This window comes from Thermostichus sp. OS-CIW-20 (genome assembly GCF_054061455.1).
In genome coordinates this window covers 1-19,381 of sequence record NZ_JBSSEF010000038.1, presented here as the reverse complement: position 1 = coordinate 19,381, position 19,381 = coordinate 1, and the positions used below count along the sequence as shown (strand labels likewise).

The window sequence follows — 19,381 nt, the reverse complement described above, 5'->3', positions numbered from 1 at the left end:
GGCAATGGGTTTCAGGATAACCCAAAACTTGACAGGGATCCCAGCCCCTCTCGTCCGCCTCGGCGGGAAGAGGTACTCACCCTCTTGAGAGGAGGCCAAGCCCAGGGCATCGACACCGGCAGCTTCCTCTAGATGTAGTACATCAACCTGGCCTGTTGCTGTTGCGCCTGCCGGTCGCAGAGGTCTTGCAAGGTCGTTTTTTGGAGAATGCCCACCGCTGCCGCCTGGGCATCTTGCCAAGCCTGCCAGAGCACCTGGCGCTCCGGCGAGAGATCGCCGCTGGGCAAGTCGCGGGGGCGGGTGAGATCTTCTCCCTCGATGGCCTGAATGATGTCCAATAGGGAGATCTGCCAGGGCGGTCGAGCCAGAGAGTAACCTCCTTTGGCGCCCCGCTGGCTGCGTACCAGGCCCTGCCTGCGCAGCGTGGCCAGCAACTGCTCCAGATAGCGGTCGGGAATCGACTGGTGGGCTGCGATCTCCTTAATCTGCAATACCCGGCCGTCATGGTAGTGCTGGGCCAACTCCAGAAGGGCCAGGAGAGCGTACTCACTTTTACAAGACAGTTCCAAAATACCCATCCTTCCTGCAAGGATCAGGTCTATGATACTCCGGTTTTCCACCGGGGTTTTGTGGGATCCCCTTTGGGTTGCCGGTGGGTTGGGCCTGTATGGTGGAATAGGCCCCTTTGGGAGTGGTTTATGGCAAGTGTTGGCACCCTGTCCGGTTCAGCGCGGATCCCGGCGGAGCGATTGCAAACTTTGCGGCAGCAGATCGGCAAGCTGATCGCCAACGTCGAGTCGGTGTTTCAAGGCAAGCCACGGGTGGTGCAGGCCGTGGTGACGGCCCTGGTGGCGGAAGGCCATGTCCTCCTGGAGGACGTGCCGGGAGTAGGCAAAACCACGTTGGCGCGGGCCATTGCCCGCAGCTTGGGGGCCAAGTTTCAGCGAATTCAATTTACCAGCGACCTCTTGCCGACTGACATTCTTGGCCTCACCCTTTTCAACAAAGAGAAAGGGGAGTTTGAATTTCGCCCAGGCCCCATTTTTGCCCATGTCATCCTGGCCGACGAGATCAATCGCACCTCTCCCCGCACCCAGAGTGCCCTGCTAGAGGCAATGGCGGAAAAGCAGGTTTCGCTGGACAACCGCACCTACCCGCTGCCCAGTCCCTTTATGGTGTTGGCCACCCAAAACCCCTTGGAGTATCACGGCACCTATCCCCTCCCGGAAAGCCAGTTGGATCGGTTTCTGGTGCGGCTGTCCATCGGCTACCCCAGCCCTGAGGTGGAGCGGGCTTTGCTGCTGCAGCGACAGCAGGCAGAGCCGGTGGAGGCTCTCCAGCCGGTGCTTTCCCTGGCGGAGCTGCGGGAGATCCAGGCGGCGGTGGATCAGGTGTACCTGGATGGATCCCTGGCCGACTATCTGCTGCAGGTGGTGCAGGCGACGCGTGCCTCCAGGCTGTTGCGGGCCGGCGTGTCCACCCGCGGGGCGTTGGCCTTGGCAAGGGCAGCACGGGCGCAGGCGTTGGTGAGAGGGCGGAGCTTTTGCCTACCGGAAGATCTGCAAGCTTTGTTTGTGCCGGTGCTGGCCCATCGCATTTCTTTGGCCGGATCTGGGGACATGACGAGCAACCGACGGCAGGAGGCAGAGGCCGTCATCCGCGACATCGTGGCAACGGTTGAGCCGCCAGTTTGAGGAGGGATCCCTTAGGCGATAATAGGAGCCAGCGGTCTTGGGCAGAACTGCGGATGTCGGATCCCAATCAAGAAATTAAAGACCTCATCCTGGCTTTGGACAAAAAGCTGGAGGGAATCGACCGCAAGTTGGAAATCCAGGTGACGGAGATCAAAAGCGAGATCCGGCTGGTCAAAACCGACCTGGAAGCCAAGATCGACCTCACTCGCAACGACCTAGAGAGCAAGATCCAAGGCGCTCGCAACGAGCTGGAAGCCAAGATCGACCTCACTCGCAACGAGCTGGAAGCCAAGATCGACCTCAGCCGTAGCAGCCTGGAAGTGAAAATCGCGGAGCTAAGCGGCAAAATGGATGGCTACAGCAAGCGGCTTGACCAACAGGAGTTCATCAGCCGCGGCGCGATCGTGGCCCTAGTCGTTGGGGTGGCCTCAGGGTTTATCAAGTATCTTTTCTTCAGCAATTGATTGGAGTTTGACCTGAGTTGCCTTGGGTTCCTCCCCAAAACCTGCAAGCGGCGGCGGGTCAGCACTCCTGGAATTGGTCGAGGGCACGACACAGCTCCGGGACAACTTCTGCTGGCCAGAAACCCTCACCCCGCCGGCCCTGGTGCAACTGGAGATAGAGGCCCCAAGCAGTGGCGCTGCCACTGGCAACCAACGTGAGGGCAGGAAAGGTCTGCTCCAGCGTAATGCTCTCCTCGGCCATCAGTTGGGAGGCGACAGCTTCCATACCCTGCTGCAGACGATACACCCCCTGCACAAATGCTTGCCATTCTTCTAGGGTTAGCTCCAACGCCCAAGTCTCTCCTCCCACCAGGGCCACAAAAGGGGAGCGCCCAGGATCCCAGCCCAACCGCCAGCCGGATCCCTTGCGTAGAGCAGGAGGAGGCAGGTTCGAGAATCCACCGTCGTTTCCGGTAAAAAGCAGGGAGGTAGAGGGGAGAGGAGCATCCATCGCTGCGGCTAGGCCAGAAAAGATGCGGGTACAATCGACAGGGTGTGTTGTCAGGATAAAGCGGCCATGGCCAGTTGTCAGTCTCCTACTGCCCAACCTCGCCGGTTTTTAAGGACTCCGCTCCGCTGGCGCAAACAGAGCAGCCTCATTTCCGGCTTGGGCCTGTTGCTGACAGCCTTGGTGCTCCGTGCCGCTGACGCGACCGGGGTTCGCAAAGAGGCCGAAGATCCTGTCTTGCCAGCGCAATTGTCTGCAGCGGCCACCCCCGAAAACCCGATCCTGCACGTGGGCATTGTGCAACGCTTTGGCCGTTCTGAGCAAGATCAGGTGGAGCTGGCAGCGCCGCTGGGGTCTTTCCTCACCCTGGAATTTGCCCAGGCAGACGGCAGCACCCAGAGGCAGCGGCTCCCACAAGTTACGGTTGGGATCGTCAACCGCGCCCTGGCCAGCCCGGAAACGGTGTACCGCCTCATCCTCAGCAGCCACAAAAGCTTCGAGAGCGCCGAGGCCAGCGCCAACTCCTGGGAATCTCTGGGCATCCGCACCGAGATCGCCCAACCGCAGGAATGGCAGGTGTGGGCCAGCCGCGCCTACACTCCCCAACAACTGATCCAGATTCAGCAGTATGCCCAGAAAGAAGGGATCCCTCAGGTGCGGCTGGAGGTGCAGGAGCGGCGCGAACGGGCGGAGCTGAGCTGGGTACATGAGCATTTTCGCTACCATCGCACCCGCCTGAGGGTAACCTCCGATGCCGGCTATCTGCGGGTGAACGACCGCTACTATGCCGGATCCATTACCATTCAGCCCAATGCCTACGGCAGCTATACGGTGGTCAACGCCGTGCCCCTGGAAACCTATTTACGGGGGGTGGTGCCCCATGAGGTGGGGCCAGGGGCCCCCTTTGCCGCCATGGCCGCCCAGGCAATTTTGGCGCGCACCTACGCCCTCAAGAACCTGCACCGCTTTCAGATCGACGACTACCACCTCTGTGCCAATACCCACTGCCAGGTTTACAAGGGGCTGAGCGGCACCCATCCGCGAGCCGACGAAGCGATTCGCCAGACCAGCGGCCTGGTGCTCACCTACAAGGGCGAGCTGGTGGATGCCGTTTATTCTTCCACCAACGGCGGCATCTCGGCAGGCTTTGAAGAGGTTTGGGACGGAGAGCCGCGCCCCTACCTGCGCCCGCAGGTGGATATCGCCCACCAGCCCGATCAGCCCTTCGATTTGCGGCAGGAGAGCGACTTCAAGGCCTTTCTGGCCCGGCGGGAGGGTTTCAACGAAGCAGGGGTATCGCGCCTCTTCCGCTGGGAGTTTTCTCAGTCGCTGGAGGAGCTAAACGCCCAACTGCGGGCCGCTCAAGAGTACCTCGGGATCCCTCTCCCCGAGTGGATGACCATCCAGGGGCTGCACGTCCTGGAGCGCTCGGTCAGTGGTCGGGTGCAGGCGCTGCACGTGGACTTGCAGACGCCCCAAGGGCTCCACTCGATTCTTTTGCGCAAGGATCAGGTGCGCCTGGCTTTTCCCCGCCTGTACAGCACTCTGTTTCGCGTGGAACCCCTGAAACAGAGCGGGCGGCTGACAGGCTACCGCTTTATCGGCGGCGGCTTTGGCCACGGGGTGGGGCTGAGCCAGTACGGCGCCTACACCCTGGCGCGGCGGGGGTTGAACGCGGCGCAAATCCTCGCCTTTTACTACCCCGGCACCACCCTGGCCGAGCTGGGATCCCTCTCCCTGCAGTTGCCTGAGGTTTCCCTGGCCTTTGACAGTAGCCAGGCGCAGTCCTGGTCCGGCTACCAGAGATAGGGGGCACGATGGAAGAAGAGCGACAGGAACGCGGCCATCCCCCTCTTCGGGATCCCGCTCCAGAGGAAGGGTGGCAGGAAGGGGCGGCCCAAGCGCCGCCAGAGCTGGCCCCCCCCTACATCCCCCCGTACACGAGGGGACAAGAGGGTGGCCGGGGGGAGGCGGGGCTGTCGGGGATCCCGGTCGCCCCACCGGGGTTTAAGTCGGGATTTGCGGCGCTCATCGGGCGGCCCAATGTGGGCAAGTCCACCTTGATGAACGCTCTGGTGGGCCAGAAGATCGCCATCACTTCTCCCGTGGCCCAGACCACCCGCAACCGCCTGCGCGGGATCCTCTCCCTCCCCCAAGCCCAGATCATCTGGGTGGATACTCCTGGCATCCACAAGCCCCACCACCGCCTGGGGGAGATCTTGGTACACAACGCCCAGGCTGCCATTGGGAGCGTGGATGTCGTCCTCTTCGTGGTGGATGGCTCGGTGCCGGCAGGGCGGGGGGATGCTTTTATCGCCGAGCGGATCCCCAGCGCGACCCCCTGCATCCTCGTCTGCAACAAAGCCGATCTGCTGCCCAAAGAGTCTGCCGCGCGCCAGGCCCACCAAGAGAGCTACCAAGCCCTGCGCCCCGGTGCCCCCGTCGTCTGGGTGTCGGCGTTGGATCCCGGCAGCTTGGCGCCCCTCATCCAGGCCACCGTCGACCTGCTGCCCCCTGGGCCCTACTACTATCCCCCGGATCTGGTGACGGATCAGCCGGAGCGGTTTATCATGGCGGAGTTGATCCGCGAGCAAGTTCTCTTGCACACCCGCGAGGAGGTGCCCCACTCGGTGGCCGTCACCATCGACCAGGTGGAAGAAACCCCCACCGTCACCCGCGTCCTGGCCACCCTCTACGTGGAGCGGGACTCGCAAAAAGGGATCCTCATCGGCAAAGGGGGGGAAAGGCTCAAGCAAATTGGCCAGGCCGCCCGCCTCCAGATTCAAAAGCTCATTGCCGGCAAGGTGTACCTGGAGCTGTTCGTCAAGGTGCGGCCCCACTGGCGGCGCTCCGAGCACCTGCTGCGCGACTTCGGCTACCGCGTTGAAACGTGAAGGGGTTTTGTGGCTGAGGTTGAGCTATCTGGTGGTATTGATGGGGATGCTGCACGTTGAGGTTAACGGCAATGCTGCGACTGTATGGGATCCCGACCTCCGGGAATTGCTACAAAGTAGAGCTGCTTCTCAAACAGTTGGGGATCCCTTACGAGACGGTTGAGGTCAACTCCAGGGTCGGAGAAAATCGCCGCCCCGAGTACCTGGCCAAGAACCCCCTGGGGCAGATCCCGGCTTTGGAGCTGGAAGACGGCACCGTCTTGGCCGAGTCAGCCGCAATCTTGGTTTACCTAGCAGAGGACACTCCCCTCTATGGCCAGACGCGGCTGGAGCGGGCCGAGATCTTGAAATGGCTCCTTTTTGAACAAACCCGCATTGCCCGCTACATTGCCACCACCCGCTTTTGGGTGCGAGCCGGCCAGGCCGAGGCCAATGCCGAGCTAATTGCCCAGAACCTGAAACTCGGTACCGAGGCTCTGGAGATCATGGAAAGCCACCTACGGGAGAAGGAGTTCTTCGTGGGCAACCGCTACACCATCGCCGATCTGGCCCTGTTTACCTATACCCATGTGGCCGAGCAGGGCGGGTTTGACCTCAAGCCCTTCCCCAACATCCGCGCCTGGTGTGAGCGGGTCAAGGCCACCGACCGCTTCTTTCCTCTCCCCGGCGCCTAGAATTTCCCAGTGGTGCCTTTGCAGCCGACCGAGTCGGATCTCGCTTCCAATCCTAGCGGAGGATTTCTCACTCCCAGCCCCTCTCCCTGAGGGAGAGGAAAACTGGAAATTGTTGCCACGAAGGGCTCCAGCGGCTTTGGGCCACCCCCCTCGGAAAATAGGAGCTGCCAGGAGCTTGTCGGGCCCTAGCGCCCCTTGAGCTCCCGCTGGATCTCCCGCCGCGTCTCCCGTTCCTTAATTGCTTGTCGCTTGTCGTGGAGCTTTTTGCCGCGGGCCACGCCCAGGTGAGCCTTGATCCAGCCGCGGTTGAGCACCAGCCGCAGGGGAACCACAGTCAGGCCTTTTTGCTCCACCAGGCCCCGCAGCCGGTCGATCTCGCGGCGGTGCAACAACAGCTTGCGGCGGCGGGTCGGGTCGTGGTTAAACACCTTGCTGGCAGTTCCGTGGGGGGCAACATGCAAGTTGTGCAGCCAGGCCTCGCCATCGCGAAAGAGGGCAAAAGCGTCTTGCAAGTTGGCTTTGCCCGCTCGGATGGACTTTACCTCTGTGCCGGTCAGTTGGATCCCGGCTTCGTAGGTCTCCAAGATCTCGTACTCGAAGCGGGCGCGGCGATTCTCCACCAGGGTTTTGACGTTGGGATCCACAGCCATACGCTTTCAGAAGAGAGCTTCGTCCACCAGAGGGCCTAACGAGAGGCCAGGGAACCCTCCAATTTTTGCACTGCCCGTCCCACCAGGCGCTCGGATTTGCTGCGCCAGCGAAAGCGAATGGGGGTACCGGTGAAGTCGAGGTTTTGCCGGAAGTGCTTTTCCAGGTAGCGGCGGTAGTTCTCTTTGAACAGATCGGGATCGTTGACAAACAGGAGAAAGGTGGGAGGCCGCTCCGCCACCTGGGTGCCGTAGTAGATTTTGCCCTGCTTGCCCTGGCGGTTGGCGGGGGGTGACTGCCAGGCGAGGGCATCCTGGAGAACTTCATTGACCACGGAGGTGGCGATGCGCTTGCGATGGGCGGCTACCGCTGTGTTGACCTCGGCAAAGATCTTGTGGGTGCGCTGCCCCGTGAGGGCGCTGACAAACAACAGGGGTGCCCAGTCAATGAAATAAAGCCGCTCGCGGATCTCGCGGGTGTACTCGTTAATGGTGTGAGTATCTTTGTTTTCCACCGCGTCCCACTTGTTGACAACGATGATGCAGGCGCGGCCTTCTTCTTCGATGCGGCCAGCCAACCGCTGATCCTGCTCGGTTACCCCCTCCAGGGCGTCAATGACCAGCAGCACCACGTCCGAGCGCTGGATGGCTTTGAAGGCGCGGTTAATGCTGAAAAACTCCACCCCATATTCCACCCGGCTTTTTCTGCGGATCCCAGCCGTGTCGATGAGACGATAGCTCTGCCCCTCCCACTCCACCAGGGTGTCAACGGCATCGCGGGTGGTGCCAGCAATGGGGCTGACAATGGCCCGCTCGGATCCCACTAGGCGGTTGAGCAGGCTGGACTTGCCCACATTGGGCCGGCCAACAATGGCTACGGCAATGGGCTCTGCTTCAGTTGCGGCTTCCTCCCCTTCCGGCAGATGGGGCAGCACTGCCTCCAGCACCTCTGCCACGCCATTGCCGTGGAGGGCAGAGCAGGGGATCGGCTCGCCCAGCCCCAGCTTCCAGAAGACTGCCGCCTGGGCCAGGCCCAGTTGCCCTGACTCGCACTTGTTGACGGCCACCACCACTGGCAGGGGTTGTTTGCGCAGCCAATCGGCCAATTCTTTGTCAGCAGGGGTCAGCCCCTCGCGGCCATCCACCACAAAGATTACAGCGTGGGCCTCGGCCATCGCCGCCATGGCCTGCTGACGGATGTGGGGCAAAAACTCGCTGTCGTCGCCGAAGACCAGGCCGCCGGTATCCACCACCCGCAGGCGGCGCCCGTTCCACTCCACCTCTTGGTAGAGGCGATCCCGCGTGATGCCCGGCTCGTCGTGGACAATGGCCGAGCGCACCCCCGCCAGGCGGTTGACGAGGCTGGATTTGCCCACGTTGGGGCGACCCACAACAGCTACAAGGGGTAAAGCCACTGCTCCGCTTGCCAAAAAGCCGAACCCAGACTTCTATCCTAGCCTTTGGGATCCCAGATGCCCAAACCCGCTGATCTCAATCATTGCCCTGAAGGCAGCTCTGGCGGTAAGTTAGGTAGCTAACCTCCCATCAGACACCGGCTGCACTCGTTTCCCCTCCTTGCTATGAACCGTGCCCTCGCCCCTGCCCAGCGGCTGAACAAACTGCCTGCCTATGTCTTTGCCCGCTTGGATGAGCTGAAGGCCCGCGCCCGCCAGCAGGGGTTGGATTTGATCGATCTGGGCATGGGCAACCCCGATGGCCCCACCCCCCAGCCGGTGGTGGAGGCGGCCCAGGCCGCCATTGCCGATCCCGCTCACCACGGCTACCCACCCTTCGAGGGCACGGCTAGCTTTCGCCAGGCAATTGCCGAGTGGTATTGGCGCCGCTACGGGGTGGAGCTGGATCCCAATGGCGAGGTGCTGCCTCTATTGGGATCCAAAGAGGGCCTGACCCACCTGGCCCTGGCCTACGTGGATCCAGGGGATCTGGTGCTGGTGCCTAGCCCTGCCTACCCGCCCCATTTTCGCGGTCCCCTGATTGCCGGCGGGCAGATCTACCCACTGCTGCTGCGCCCGGAGAAAGGATGGCTCATCGACCTGCAAGAGATCCCGCCGGAGGTGGCCAAGCAGGCGCGGCTGCTCTACTTCAACTACCCCAACAACCCGACAACAGCGGTGGCGACCCGCTCCTTTTTTGAAGCAGTGGTGGCGTTTGCTTGCCGCTACGACCTCCTCCTGGTGCACGACCTGTGCTATGCCGAGCTGGCCTTTGACGGCTACCGGCCCACCAGCCTGCTGCAGATCCCTGGCGCCAAGGACTTGGCCGTGGAGTTCCACACCCTCTCCAAAACCTACAACATGGCCGGTTGGCGGGTAGGCTTTGTGGTGGGCAACCGCCAGATTATCCAGAGCCTGCGCACCCTGAAAACCAACCTCGACTACGGCATTTTTGGCGCCCTGCAAAAGGCGGCCGAGACCGCTTTGGCCTTGCCAGATAGCTACCTACAGCAGGTGCAGGAGCGCTACCGCCGCCGACGCGACTACCTCATTGCCCGCCTGGCCGAGTTGGGCTGGCAGATCGAGCCGCCGCGGGCGACGATGTACCTCTGGATCCCGACCCCCCGCACCGCCGACGGCACGCCCGAGGGATCGACGGAGTTTGCCCTGCGGGTTTTGGAGTCCACCGGGGTGGTGGTGACTCCCGGCAACGCCTTTGGGGAAGGGGGAGAAGGCTACGTGCGGATCAGCCTGATTGCCGATTGCGAACGCCTGGGCCAGGCCATCGACCGCTGGGCAGAAGCCGGGATCCGCTATTGCTGAGCTCTAGGGTTGGCCCTCTCCCCTAGGGAGAGGGGAGTTGGTATTGCTCCACGATGCGCCGGGCAAAAGGAGGCACATGCTGCTCCAGCTTGTGGGGATAGTGGCGGCGGACGTAGAGATAGTTGCGGACAAAGTGGGAGTCGATGGAAAAGCGGGCATATTCTAGTCCGCGCGGCCCAAAGCGCTGGATGGCCACCGCCAGGAGCTGGGCCAGCCACATGGGCAAGCTCAGGGCCTGCTCGTAGGCTTGGATCCCCTGTTGCACCGCCGCCCGCCGCGAGCCCCGCGAGATCACCGGCTGGGTTTCCAGCTCTTCCCAAACCAGATCCAAGAGCTCCCGCCCGCGCGCATTGCGCACCAGCAGCCATTGCCAGCCAAAGGGGGATCCCATATAGCCCACCACCAGATCGGCCAGGCTGTTGACGTAGTCAAAACAGGTAAGGCAAGAGGGGGCAAACACGTCTTTTAGTTCTTTGGTTTTGAGGCCAAAAAAAGGCACCTTTTCCACCGAGCCGTCTTCGTGCTTGAAGTGGACGTGGAAGTCCTGCATGAACTCGTAGTGCACCACCGTTTGCGGGGAGCGGCTGGTGGTTTCAAGAAACTTTTGCAGCCCGGCGCGGCTGACGTTGTCTACGCAGGGCGTGCCCAACACATAGAGCTTCTCCAGGCCCAAGTTTTTCTCCACCGCCCGCAAAGCCTGGATCTGGCAGCCCACCCCGATCACCAGCAAGCGCTTGAGGCCGCTTTGCTCCACCTGCTCCAGCACGGAGAGATTGGGCGATAGCGTTGGCTTGTTGACCCGCGCCGCCAAGACCGCTTCTGGGGTACGCGCCAAGACAGGCCGTGGCTGAAAGCGATCCCGGGGATCCGCCTGCACGCACACCACCCCTTCTACTAGGCCGCTGCTGAGGGCCTTCATGCCGATGCTGCTGACGATGCCCGTCCACTGGGCACCCGGGATCGGATCCCGCCGGCGGGCCGTGTACATTGCCTCGTAGACGCCGAAGTAGTCGCTGTCGCTGACGGCATCCGATTTGGAGCGCAGCGATTCCCGCGATCGCCCGTGGGTTTGCTCTTCTAGGCGGGTGAACTGCTGGTTCAAAAAGGCACAGGCTTCCTTGACGTGGGCGACGTAGCGGGTATCGCAGAGGCCGCACTGGCTGCACAGCTCCTTGGCCGGGTAGTGGCCGGAGCGGATGGGCCGGGCCGGACGCGGTAAACGGGATCCCATAAGGTCTAAACCGTAGCCGTGGCGGGGTACCTTCTTCAGTTTGCCGCCAAAACCGCAGACGGCGGGCAGAGGAGTTGAAAGATCCCCGATCCTGCCCAACGCTCGCCCGCCCCTCCAGAGTTGCCCCCAGACAGAGAGGAAAAGCCAGATCCCCTGAGTTGCCCTTTTGTCGGCAAGCGGCGATGCAACAAAGGCCCCCTCAGCCTCTGCCCAAACCACTTTCGAGGGCCCAGCGGGCCAGTTCGGTGCGGTTGTGCAGGCCGGTTTTGCTCAGCATGTTGCTGACATGGCTTTCGACGGTGCGCTGGCTCACTCCCATCACCTCGGCAATCTCGCGGTTGGACATGCCCCTGGCCACATACTGGATCACCTTGGCTTCCGTAGGGGTGAGCTCGATTTCCCGATCTAACTTGATGACCGGCTGAATGCCCGCATTCTGCATTTGCAACAGGCGCTCGGTGTGCTTGAGGACGGACTCCACCTGAGCCACCAGCTCTTCCGGCTCAAAGGGCTTGACCAGGTAAACATCTGCCCCCGTGTTGAGGCCGCGCACCCGATCTGCCGTTTGCCCGCGGGCTGACAAAAAGATCACCGGAATCCAGTCCGTCGCGCTGTTGGAGCGAATGGTCTGGACAAACGTGTAGCCATCCATCTCCGGCATCATCACATCGCAGATGATCAAATCCGGAGTAAAGTGGCGCATCGCCTCTAACCCTTCCAGGCCATTGCTCGCCGCAACCACCTCGTAGCCGCGAAACTCCAGGTAATCCTTCACCAGAAGGATCAGGTTTGGATCGTCGTCAATCAGCAACAATCGCTTTGGGTTGTCCACTGCTCATCCCTTTGCTGCAAGAAAGCCCAAGGAAAAAGGATAGCCCGCTTAGCAAACCTCTGGACAAATCGGCAAATCTACAGCCGAGGTGGCGCCAAGAAAAAACCTGCCAACCTCTAGCCGGTTCGTCAGTTTCCCCTAAACCTGGATAAAAGATATCACATACAGACGGAGGTGGCGGCATATCCAAAGAAACACGAAGAGGCCGGGTACCTCCTCTGGCCGGCTCGGCAACTGCCTCCGCCCTGCCTTGGGATCCTCCCGCTGGCAAGCGCTCGCCCTCTGGGGCTGGTTTGGCTTGTCGGGTTTTCCCCATGGGCAGGAGAAGTAGAGCCAGGAGAAAATACAATTCTGGCGGCAACCTACATGGGGAAAGAGGGTGGAAAAGGGCACGCTGGTCGAGTTTCGCCACAACAACGAGCGGGTACTGGCAGTAGTTGAGGGCACCGAGGGCAAAAAGAACCTGCTGCTGGGCGTGGCTTCGGGGCAGGTGCACAGCGTTCACCCTCGCCAAATTACGTTTGCCTTGAACGGCAATTCCAGCTTTACGGTGTCCGATATCCCGGGCTTTTGGCAGGCGGTGCAGGCAAAGTTGGATCCCGAAAGTTTGGCTTTGGCCTGGGAATTGGTTCAGGAGGAGCGTCGGCCCCTGAGCCTGTCGGAGATGGCCCAGTTGTTGTTTTCCGACGATTCCCCGGTCTCCACCTATGCTGCCTACCGTCTTTTGAGCGAGGATTACGTCTACTTTAAGGCAAAGGGGGAAGGCTACGAGCCGCGTACTCCGGCTCAGGTGAAGGAAATTCTCCATCAAATTGCCGTTACCCAGCAGCGGCAGCAGGAGCAGGCCGAGTTTGAGGCCCGCCTAAAGGCAGCGGTGGCCCAGCCTGGGCAAAAGTACACTTGGACCCCGGCGGAACGGGCTCGTCTGGAGCTGTTGGAGCGCTTAGCTTTGCAGGGAGCACCCGATAGCTTTCGCAACTACGAGGATCTTTCCCACAACCTCACCCCCTCGGATCGGGAGCGGGTCTCGCAACTGCTGCAACTGATGGGATTTCCCGACACTCCTCAAGGAGCCTTTGACGCCCTGGTAGCCCTGGGCCTGTGGAGCCGCCACGAGAACCTGGCCCTGCGCCTTACGGGGATCCCCACCCAGTTCCCCAAAGAGGTGGAGCGCTACACCCAAACTTTGCTGGGCGGCCCCCCTCCCTTCCTGGAGTCCCATCGGCGTCGGGATCTCACTCATCTTCACACCTACACCATTGACGACGCCAGCACTCGCGACATCGACGATGCCCTCAGCGTCGAGTTTTGGTCGGAGGACGAGGCGAAGCTCTGGATCCACATTGCCGATCCCAGTTGTTGGGTGCAGTGGGGGGATCCTCTAGATCTAGAGGCCCGCCGGCGGGGTACCAGTGTCTACCTGCCAGAGCGGGTGATCCCGATGTTTCCATCGGAGTTGTCCACCGGCCCGATGAGCTTGGTGCAGGGGGAGGTGCGGCCTGCCCTTAGCTTCGGCATCCGGCTGGGATCCGACGGGGCCGTGCGCGACTACGAAATTTGCCTCAGCCAGATCCGGGTCAACTACCGCCTCACCTACGACGATGCCGACGAGATGCTGGAGTTGGGGGCGGAGGCCCAATTGACAGCCATTGCTCGGGCAGCGCGCTGGCGCTACGCCTGGCGACTGGCGCAAGGGGCGATCCCCATCGGCCTGCCGGAGCAGGACATCAAGGTCATCGACGAGATCCCCCACCTGCGGGTGATCGAGGATACGCCGGCGCGGCAGATGGTGGCGGAGATGATGGTGCTGGCCGGTGAGGTAGCCGCTCGCTTTGCCCGCCAAAACGGGATCCCGGTGCCCTATCGCCTGCAGCCGGCTCCTGAGCTGCCCCCGCCGGAGGTTTTGGATCTGTACCCCCAGGGTCCGGTTCGGTCGTTTGCCATCATGCGCTGTCTCTCGCGGGCGGAAGTGGCCACCCAACCGGGGCGACATACGGGGCTAGGGCTCGATGCCTACTGTCAGGTGACCTCTCCCATTCGCCGCTACCTGGATCTGGTGGCCCACTACCAGATCAAGGCTTTTTTGCGCGGGGATCCCTTGCCCTTGACAGAAGCCAAGGTGCAGCAATTGTTGCTGGGGATCGAGCCAGGCACCGCCGAGGCCAACCAGGTGGAGCGCAAGTCCAAGCGCTACTGGAGCATCGAGTACCTGCGTCAGCGACCGGGGCAGATTTGGCAGGCCTTGGTCTTGGGCTACCTGCGCGAGCAGGAGAACCTGGTGATGGCCATGCTGGATGAGATTGCCTTTCGCGTGCCGGTGCGCTTGGAACGGCAGGTGCCGCTGGGGGCCTGGATCGAGTTGGAGGTTCTGCAGGCAGATCCCCGCGCCGATGTCATTGAGCTGCGGGAGGTGGGACAGAATGCCCTTTAACCTGCGGCTTGCCCAGTCCGGGCAAACAGTTGATACAACAGAGGGGGAAAGTCCGCCAAAGTCTGGACTGCGAATTTCTCGAGGGGGATCCCATGACCGTACGACCTTCCGGCCCACCTCCGATTGTCTACATTCTTTTGCTGGCGATACTGGGGGGAGGCGGCTGGTATGCCTATCGTTCCGGCCTGCTTGACTCTTTCCTGAAGCGAGGGAACGCGCCTTCTGTCCCTGGCCAGATCCCGGCTGCCCAGCCGCAAGCGCCAACGGCCCCCAATCTTCCTCCAGCCCAGGCCCCCAACCAGCCACCCAGCGCGGTTAATCTGGATACTTCCCTGCCCAACCCGGCGGTGCTGCAGATGGACGGCAGCGTCACCATGATCCGCATTGTCTTGGCCTTGAAGTCAGGCTACAGCCAGCGCAACCCCGCCATCCCCATCACCTACGGGATCCCCGACGGCAAGCCCAATGGATCCAACGCCGGCCTCAAGGCCCTGATGGAAGGTCGCATCCAGCTTGCTGCCAGCTCTCGCCCCCTCAATGCCAGCGAAGTCCAGGCGGGTTTGCAGGCCATCCCGGTGGCCAAAGATGCCCTGGCGGTGGCGGTGGGGGTAAACAACCCCTACAAGGGCGGCCTGACGCTGCAGCAGTTGGCCGACATCTTCCAGGGCCGGATCACCAACTGGAGCCAGGTAGGCGGCCCCGATCGTCCGATTCGCGTTCTCAACCGCGCCCCTCAGAGCGGCACCTACAGCGTTTTCCAGGAGCTGGTGCTGTTGGGGCTGCCCTTTGCCCCCGATAACCCGCCCTACTTCACCACTGCCACCCAGGATGCCACCACCCCTCTCCTGCGGGCTTTGGGAGAAGACGGCATCACCTACAGCACCGTGGATCAGGTGCAAAACCAGCAAACGGTGAGGATGGTGCCCATCGACGGCCAGATGCCCACCCGCGAGGCCATCCAAAGTGGCCGCTACCCGCTGGCCCGCAACGTGTTTTTGGTGGTACCGCAAAAAACCAGCCCCGTGGTGGCTGATTTCATCAACTATGCCCTCTCCGACCAAGGCCAGCAAATCATTGGCCGCACCGAGTTCATCCCGCTGCGGTAGCTGGCCTTTGCCTAGCGATTGGCTCGGTAAAGTAGTCCTAGCCCCACTGCGGAGCAGATGAAGTTGGGCAACCAGGCCGCCACCTCCGGCCCCAAGGTTCCAATCTGGCCCAGCGCCTGGCTGACAAACAGCAGCACGTAGTAGGCGAAGATAATCAGCACGCTGAGGCCCAGGCCCAGAGAAGAACTGGTGCGCTGGGGGCGCAGCGCCAGGGGCGCCCCAATCAAGGTGAAGGCCAGACAGGCAAAGGGGATGGCGTACTTTTGGCTGAGGCTAACCTGAAGGCGGCGTACCCGCTGCAGATCCCCCGAGCTGGCGATGACCTCGATGTAGCGGCGCAGCTCTTGAATGTTCATCTCCTCGGGGCTGCGGACCTCCTGGGCCAAATCCAGCGGCGCGCGCGGCAGGCGCAACTCCTGGCGGGCAAAGGTGGCGATGTTGCTGTAGGTGCCATCAGGGGAGACGATGTAGTTGGTGCCCTCCTCAAACACCCAGAGGTTCTCCTGGGGATCCCAGCGCCCCTGCTGCGCCAGCAGGATCTGGCTGAGAGCCTCGTTGGAAAGATCCAGCACGATCACGCCGCGCATCTGCTGGCCATCGAAGCTGCGGGCATAGAACTGACGGGTTAGCCCTTGCCGGCGGGAAAAAGTGCCGTCTGGCTCGGGCGCGAGGATCTCGCCGAACTCTTGGTAGAGGATGTTCTCGCGGCGGAACTCTGGACTTCGGTTCAAAGCGCGGTTTAGAGTCAGGGCCGCCTGGCGGTTGCTCACCGGCACCACCAGCTCGTTGAAGAGAAACGTTAACGTCGTCACCAAGAGGCTGAGAAGGAGGGCCGGCACCACCAGACGATAGAGGCTCACGCCGCAGCCGCGCAGGGCAGTGATCTCGTTATCAGCAGACAGGCGCCCATAGGCCAGCAACGTCGCCAGCAACATCGACATGGGGAACGTCAGGACGATGATCCCCGGTGCCCGCAGCAGGAACACCTGCAGGGCCACTGAAATCGATAGCCCCGCCTCCACCACCAGGCGCACCAGCTCAAACAGAGAGCTCACGGCCATCACCAGGGTGGTAAACGCCCCCACCCCACCGAGAAACGGCAGGAGCATCTCGGAGAGGATGTAGCGATCCATTAGGCCTACTGCACAGACGAGGGAGAGCCTGCGGCAAGACTGCTTGACCGAACAAGGAGTGGAAGGAGAGGAGAGTTTCACGCAACCTAAGGGTAGTTGGGACAGCAAGCCCTTCGCCCAAGAGGTGAAGGCTGTTAACGACTTTAGACCGGAACCTTGGGGAACAAAAGGTTAATTCCCTCCCTTTCTCAATCCAATCCGCCTACGATCGACCTAGGCGGGCAGAGGACTGGGCTGGGTTCCAGCATGGCTTCTTTCCGTCTCAAGGGTTTGCTGGAGCGGCTCCTGGAGCTACGACAGCAGGTTGTCGAGGGATCCCAGAACTACCTGGCCGCCTGGGGCTGCCTTGCGAACCCTCCTGCAGCCCTCTGCAACCTGGCGCGCTACCTGGCACTACGCCAACACGATCTGCGCAACCTGCAATTGGAGCTGGCTGCGGTGGGGCTGTCCTCGCTGGGACGGTGTGAATCGCGGGTCTTAGAGACCCTGGATGCGGTGATCGCCACTTTGGCAGCCACGCAGGGCCTAAGCCACAAGGGGCCCAGCTATGAGGAGTTTTACGCTGGGGACATGGCGCTGGAGCAGCATGCTGAGGCGCTGTTTGGCCCTCCTTCTCCCCACCGCCGCGCCCGCATCATGGTGACCCTGCCCAGCGAAGCTGCCGAGCAGCCCGAGCTGCTGCTGCAACTGCTGCAACGGGGGATGAACGTGGCCCGGATCAACTGCGCCCACGACGATCCCCTGGTGTGGGAAAAAATGGTGGCCCACTTGCGCCAGGCCGAAGCCCAGACTCAACGGCGCTGCAAGATTTTGTTCGACCTGGCCGGCCCTAAGATCCGCACGGGCCCGGTGGCCATGCCCCCCGGCAAAGCCAAGGTGTACCGCGGGGATCGCCTCCTGCTCACGGCAGCCATGCCGCCGGTCACCTCTGACCCCTCTTGCCAGGTGGCTTGCACCCCGCCAGAGATCTTGGCGCACCTGCAGGTGGGGGCAACTGTCTGGATCGACGACGGCAAAATCGGCGCTCGTGTAGTGGGGATCGAGCCGGCAGGGGTGGTGCTGGAGGTGGACAAAGTCGCCCCGCAGGGCAAGAAGCTGCGGGAGGAAAAAGGCCTCAACTTTCCCGACAGCCAGCTCTCGATCCAGCCCCTCACCGAGAAAGATCGCCAAGACCTGGACTTCGTGGTGCGGCATGCCGACCTGGTGGGCTATTCCTTTGTCCAGCAGCCGGCGGATTTGCAGTTGCTGTTTTCTGAGCTGGAGCGGCGCCAGGCCCGGCCCGATCTGGGCTTGATCCTCAAGATTGAAACGCAGCGAGCGGTGCAAAACCTGCCCACTCTGATCGCGGCCGCCGACGGCTGTCGACCGCTGGGGGTGATGATTGCCCGGGGAGATCTGGCCGTAGAGATAGGTTGGCTGCGCTTGGGGGAGATCCAGGAGGAACTGCTGTGGATCTGCGAGGCGGCCCATGTGCCGGTAGTCTGGGCTACGCAGGTGCTGGATCAGCTCACCAAGGAGGGCCTGCCCTCCCGGCCTGAGCTTTCCGATGCGGTGCTGTCTGCCCGCGCCGAGTGCGTCATGCTCAATAAGGGCCCCTATCTCCTGGAGGCGGTTGCCCTGCTGGACGAGCTGCTGGCCCGCATGCAGGCCCACCAGCACAAAAAAAGCCAACGCCTGCGAGCTTTGTACTCCTGGCGATGAGATGGAGCGGCATCAAAGACGGAACTTCTCCCCCAGGTAATACTTGCGCACCAAGGGATCCGCCGCCAGCTCCGCTGGTGTGCCCTTGGCCAGGATGGCGCCGTCGTTGAGAATATAGGCCCGGTCGGTAATCTCCAGCGTCTCCCGCACGTTGTGGTCGGTAATCAAAACACCGATGCCCCGCTGCTTGAGCTTGGCCACCACCTCTTGAATATCCGCCACCGCAATGGGATCCACCCCCGCGAAGGGCTCATCCAGCAGCAGGAATTTTGGCCCGTGGATCCCGGCAGCCAGGGCGCGGGCAATCTCGGCGCGGCGCCGTTCTCCCCCCGACACCTGCAAACCCAAACTGTGGGCCACATGGGCAATGCGAAACTCCTCCAGCAGGTGGTTGAGCCGCTGCTGCCAGAGGCGGCGAGGCACCCCCGTCTGCTCCATGATCAGCAGCAGGTTGTCTTGAATGCTGAGGCGACGAAAGATGCTCGGCTCCTGAGCCAAGTAGCCGATCCCCAAGCGGGCCCGGCGATGCATCGGCAGATGGGTGATGTCCTGGTCATCCAGCCAGACATGGCCTCGGTTGGGCTGGATCAGGCCGGTCATGATGTAGAAGGTGGTGGTTTTCCCCGCCCCATTGGGCCCCAGCAGCCCCACAACTTCTCCCTGCTGAATGTGCAAGCTGACGTCGCTCACCACCTCACGGCGGCCATAACGCTTACAGATGTTTTCCAGTCGAATCTGCATAGGATCGGCACAGGGTTGCTGTTCGATGCTGACTGATTCTGGAGGGCTAGTTCCACAGAGGCTTCTCTCCCAAGGCTGCCCCGAACTCGACCCCTGATCTAGAGGGGGACGAGCAGAATTGACCACCTGCATGGGAATTGGGAAGATCTTCAGATACGGTTGCCGGATGCCGCAACTGCTCGCGCTGCCCCCGGATGGGATCCCTGGCCTTTCCCATGCTCCGCTGTCCAGCTTGCCATTGGCTCAACCTCGACTCCGATCGTCGCTGTCGCCGCTGCGGTTGCTTCCTGCGTTGTCGCCCTCTCCCCCCCTGGGAAAGCTTGCCCGTTGCCCGGCCGGAGGAAACGCCAGCCGAGCCATCCTTCTCGGCTGGCAACCCGCTAGGATTGCGTCTTGGCTGCCTCGGCGATACTTTCGGTTTTGCTGGGACTGGGGCAACTGTCTTGGCATTGGGTGGATCCGCTGCTGAAAGATCCTGATACATTTACGCTGAACACTGCTGAGCATTACTGCTCAGCGGTGAAGCGATAGCATTCTGTCCGTTTCCGTTGTCACTACGCGACGCTGAC

At 61.9% G+C, this 19,381-nt stretch carries 17 protein-coding genes; 9 read left to right on the top strand and 8 right to left on the bottom strand.

Going from position 1 to position 19,381, the window contains the following annotated elements:
* Positions 1-128 precede the first annotated feature (128 nt).
* A complete protein-coding gene (locus tag ACVWXC_RS11710; RefSeq protein WP_011430089.1) occupies positions 129-569 on the bottom strand; it encodes an RrF2 family transcriptional regulator in 441 nt (146 codons plus the stop codon).
* 129 nt (positions 570-698) lie between these two features.
* Between ACVWXC_RS11710 and ACVWXC_RS11705 the strand changes: the two genes are divergently transcribed.
* Together ACVWXC_RS11705 and ACVWXC_RS11700 are read left to right on the top strand one after the other, a co-directional pair.
* Entirely contained in the window at positions 699-1,694 is a 996-nt protein-coding gene (locus tag ACVWXC_RS11705; RefSeq protein ID WP_011430088.1) for an AAA family ATPase, read from the top strand.
* Between the two features lie 53 nt (positions 1,695-1,747).
* Positions 1,748-2,158 carry a hypothetical protein gene (locus ACVWXC_RS11700; protein WP_099812188.1) on the top strand — a complete coding sequence of 137 codons (411 nt, stop codon included), beginning with the start codon at positions 1,748-1,750 and terminating at the stop codon, positions 2,156-2,158.
* Between the two features lie 58 nt (positions 2,159-2,216).
* Here ACVWXC_RS11700 and ACVWXC_RS11695 read toward each other — a convergent pair whose 3' ends face one another.
* Positions 2,217-2,648: a DUF1818 family protein gene (locus ACVWXC_RS11695; protein WP_457392896.1), complete on the bottom strand. Its 432-nt coding sequence runs from the start codon at positions 2,646-2,648 to the stop codon at positions 2,217-2,219.
* 66 nt (positions 2,649-2,714) lie between these two features.
* Between ACVWXC_RS11695 and ACVWXC_RS11690 the strand changes: the two genes are divergently transcribed.
* The 3 genes from ACVWXC_RS11690 to ACVWXC_RS11680 all read left to right on the top strand — a co-directional run bounded on the left by ACVWXC_RS11690 (position 2,715) and on the right by ACVWXC_RS11680 (position 6,213).
* Entirely contained in the window at positions 2,715-4,454 is a 1,740-nt protein-coding gene (locus ACVWXC_RS11690; RefSeq protein WP_011430086.1) for a SpoIID/LytB domain-containing protein, read from the top strand.
* A gap of 8 nt (positions 4,455-4,462) precedes the next feature.
* Entirely contained in the window at positions 4,463-5,539 is a 1,077-nt protein-coding gene (gene era / locus ACVWXC_RS11685; protein WP_457392893.1) for a GTPase Era, read from the top strand.
* Between the two features lie 71 nt (positions 5,540-5,610).
* A complete protein-coding gene (locus ACVWXC_RS11680) occupies positions 5,611-6,213 on the top strand; it encodes a glutathione S-transferase family protein (RefSeq protein WP_011430084.1) in 603 nt (200 codons plus the stop codon).
* A 185-nt stretch (positions 6,214-6,398) separates the two neighbouring features.
* Here the strand turns inward: ACVWXC_RS11680 and smpB are convergent, their stop codons facing one another.
* Both smpB and der read right to left on the bottom strand, forming a co-directional pair.
* Positions 6,399-6,863 (bottom strand): SsrA-binding protein SmpB, encoded by a 465-nt coding sequence (smpB, locus tag ACVWXC_RS11675; RefSeq protein ID WP_011430083.1) that lies wholly within the window; start codon positions 6,861-6,863, stop codon positions 6,399-6,401.
* 35 nt (positions 6,864-6,898) lie between these two features.
* Positions 6,899-8,275 carry a ribosome biogenesis GTPase Der gene (gene der, locus ACVWXC_RS11670; RefSeq protein WP_457392889.1) on the bottom strand — a complete coding sequence of 459 codons (1,377 nt, stop codon included), beginning with the start codon at positions 8,273-8,275 and terminating at the stop codon, positions 6,899-6,901.
* Between the two features lie 165 nt (positions 8,276-8,440).
* On the opposite strand from der, the gene ACVWXC_RS11665 reads away from it, so the two are divergent.
* A complete protein-coding gene (locus ACVWXC_RS11665) occupies positions 8,441-9,637 on the top strand; it encodes an aspartate aminotransferase (protein ID WP_011430081.1) in 1,197 nt (398 codons plus the stop codon).
* Positions 9,638-9,659: 22 nt separating this feature from the next.
* Here the strand turns inward: ACVWXC_RS11665 and ACVWXC_RS11660 are convergent, their stop codons facing one another.
* The gene (locus ACVWXC_RS11660) at positions 9,660-10,868 is read right to left on the bottom strand and encodes a Coenzyme F420 hydrogenase/dehydrogenase, beta subunit C-terminal domain (protein WP_011430080.1); all 1,209 of its coding nucleotides are present in this window, start codon (positions 10,866-10,868) and stop codon (positions 9,660-9,662) included.
* Positions 10,869-11,067: 199 nt separating this feature from the next.
* Positions 11,068-11,700, bottom strand: coding sequence for a response regulator transcription factor (locus ACVWXC_RS11655; RefSeq protein ID WP_099812190.1), 633 nt, complete (start codon positions 11,698-11,700; stop codon positions 11,068-11,070).
* A gap of 379 nt (positions 11,701-12,079) precedes the next feature.
* Here ACVWXC_RS11655 and ACVWXC_RS11650 point away from each other — a divergent pair, with 379 nt between their 5' ends.
* Together ACVWXC_RS11650 and ACVWXC_RS11645 are read left to right on the top strand one after the other, a co-directional pair.
* On the top strand, positions 12,080-14,131 hold the full coding sequence (locus ACVWXC_RS11650) for a ribonuclease catalytic domain-containing protein (RefSeq protein WP_457392884.1): 2,052 nt from the start codon (positions 12,080-12,082) through the stop codon (positions 14,129-14,131).
* Positions 14,132-14,223: 92 nt separating this feature from the next.
* Positions 14,224-15,237, top strand: a complete 1,014-nt coding sequence (locus ACVWXC_RS11645) for a phosphate ABC transporter substrate-binding protein (RefSeq protein WP_011430077.1) — start codon at positions 14,224-14,226, stop codon at positions 15,235-15,237.
* Positions 15,238-15,248: 11 nt separating this feature from the next.
* On the opposite strand, the gene ACVWXC_RS11640 is transcribed toward ACVWXC_RS11645, so the two are convergent.
* Positions 15,249-16,370 carry an LptF/LptG family permease gene (locus ACVWXC_RS11640; RefSeq protein ID WP_457392881.1) on the bottom strand — a complete coding sequence of 374 codons (1,122 nt, stop codon included), beginning with the start codon at positions 16,368-16,370 and terminating at the stop codon, positions 15,249-15,251.
* 246 nt (positions 16,371-16,616) lie between these two features.
* Between ACVWXC_RS11640 and ACVWXC_RS11635 the strand changes: the two genes are divergently transcribed.
* Complete coding sequence (locus ACVWXC_RS11635; protein ID WP_457392878.1) at positions 16,617-18,071, top strand: pyruvate kinase; 1,455 nt, start codon at positions 16,617-16,619, stop codon at positions 18,069-18,071.
* A 12-nt stretch (positions 18,072-18,083) separates the two neighbouring features.
* Here ACVWXC_RS11635 and lptB read toward each other — a convergent pair whose 3' ends face one another.
* Positions 18,084-18,812 carry an LPS export ABC transporter ATP-binding protein gene (gene lptB, locus ACVWXC_RS11630; RefSeq protein ID WP_011430074.1) on the bottom strand — a complete coding sequence of 243 codons (729 nt, stop codon included), beginning with the start codon at positions 18,810-18,812 and terminating at the stop codon, positions 18,084-18,086.
* Between the last annotated feature and the right edge of the window lie 569 nt (positions 18,813-19,381).

Bases quoted from the DNA above. Each gene is read 5' to 3' on its own strand.
- lptB (WP_011430074.1), bottom strand. From the start codon at position 18,812: ATGCAGATTCGACTGGAAAACATCTGTAAGCGTTATGGCCGCCGTGAG.
- ACVWXC_RS11635 (WP_457392878.1), top strand. From the start codon at position 16,617: ATGGCTTCTTTCCGTCTCAAGGGTTTGCTGGAGCGGCTCCTGGAGCTA.
- ACVWXC_RS11665 (WP_011430081.1), top strand. From the start codon at position 8,441: ATGAACCGTGCCCTCGCCCCTGCCCAGCGGCTGAACAAACTGCCTGCC.
- ACVWXC_RS11660 (WP_011430080.1), bottom strand. From the start codon at position 10,868: ATGGGATCCCGTTTACCGCGTCCGGCCCGGCCCATCCGCTCCGGCCAC.
- ACVWXC_RS11700 (WP_099812188.1), top strand. From the start codon at position 1,748: ATGTCGGATCCCAATCAAGAAATTAAAGACCTCATCCTGGCTTTGGAC.
- ACVWXC_RS11695 (WP_457392896.1), bottom strand. From the start codon at position 2,648: ATGGATGCTCCTCTCCCCTCTACCTCCCTGCTTTTTACCGGAAACGAC.
- ACVWXC_RS11680 (WP_011430084.1), top strand. From the start codon at position 5,611: ATGCTGCGACTGTATGGGATCCCGACCTCCGGGAATTGCTACAAAGTA.
- ACVWXC_RS11690 (WP_011430086.1), top strand. From the start codon at position 2,715: ATGGCCAGTTGTCAGTCTCCTACTGCCCAACCTCGCCGGTTTTTAAGG.
- smpB (WP_011430083.1), bottom strand. From the start codon at position 6,863: ATGGCTGTGGATCCCAACGTCAAAACCCTGGTGGAGAATCGCCGCGCC.
- era (WP_457392893.1), top strand. From the start codon at position 4,463: ATGGAAGAAGAGCGACAGGAACGCGGCCATCCCCCTCTTCGGGATCCC.
- ACVWXC_RS11645 (WP_011430077.1), top strand. From the start codon at position 14,224: ATGACCGTACGACCTTCCGGCCCACCTCCGATTGTCTACATTCTTTTG.
- ACVWXC_RS11705 (WP_011430088.1), top strand. From the start codon at position 699: ATGGCAAGTGTTGGCACCCTGTCCGGTTCAGCGCGGATCCCGGCGGAG.
- ACVWXC_RS11640 (WP_457392881.1), bottom strand. From the start codon at position 16,370: ATGGATCGCTACATCCTCTCCGAGATGCTCCTGCCGTTTCTCGGTGGG.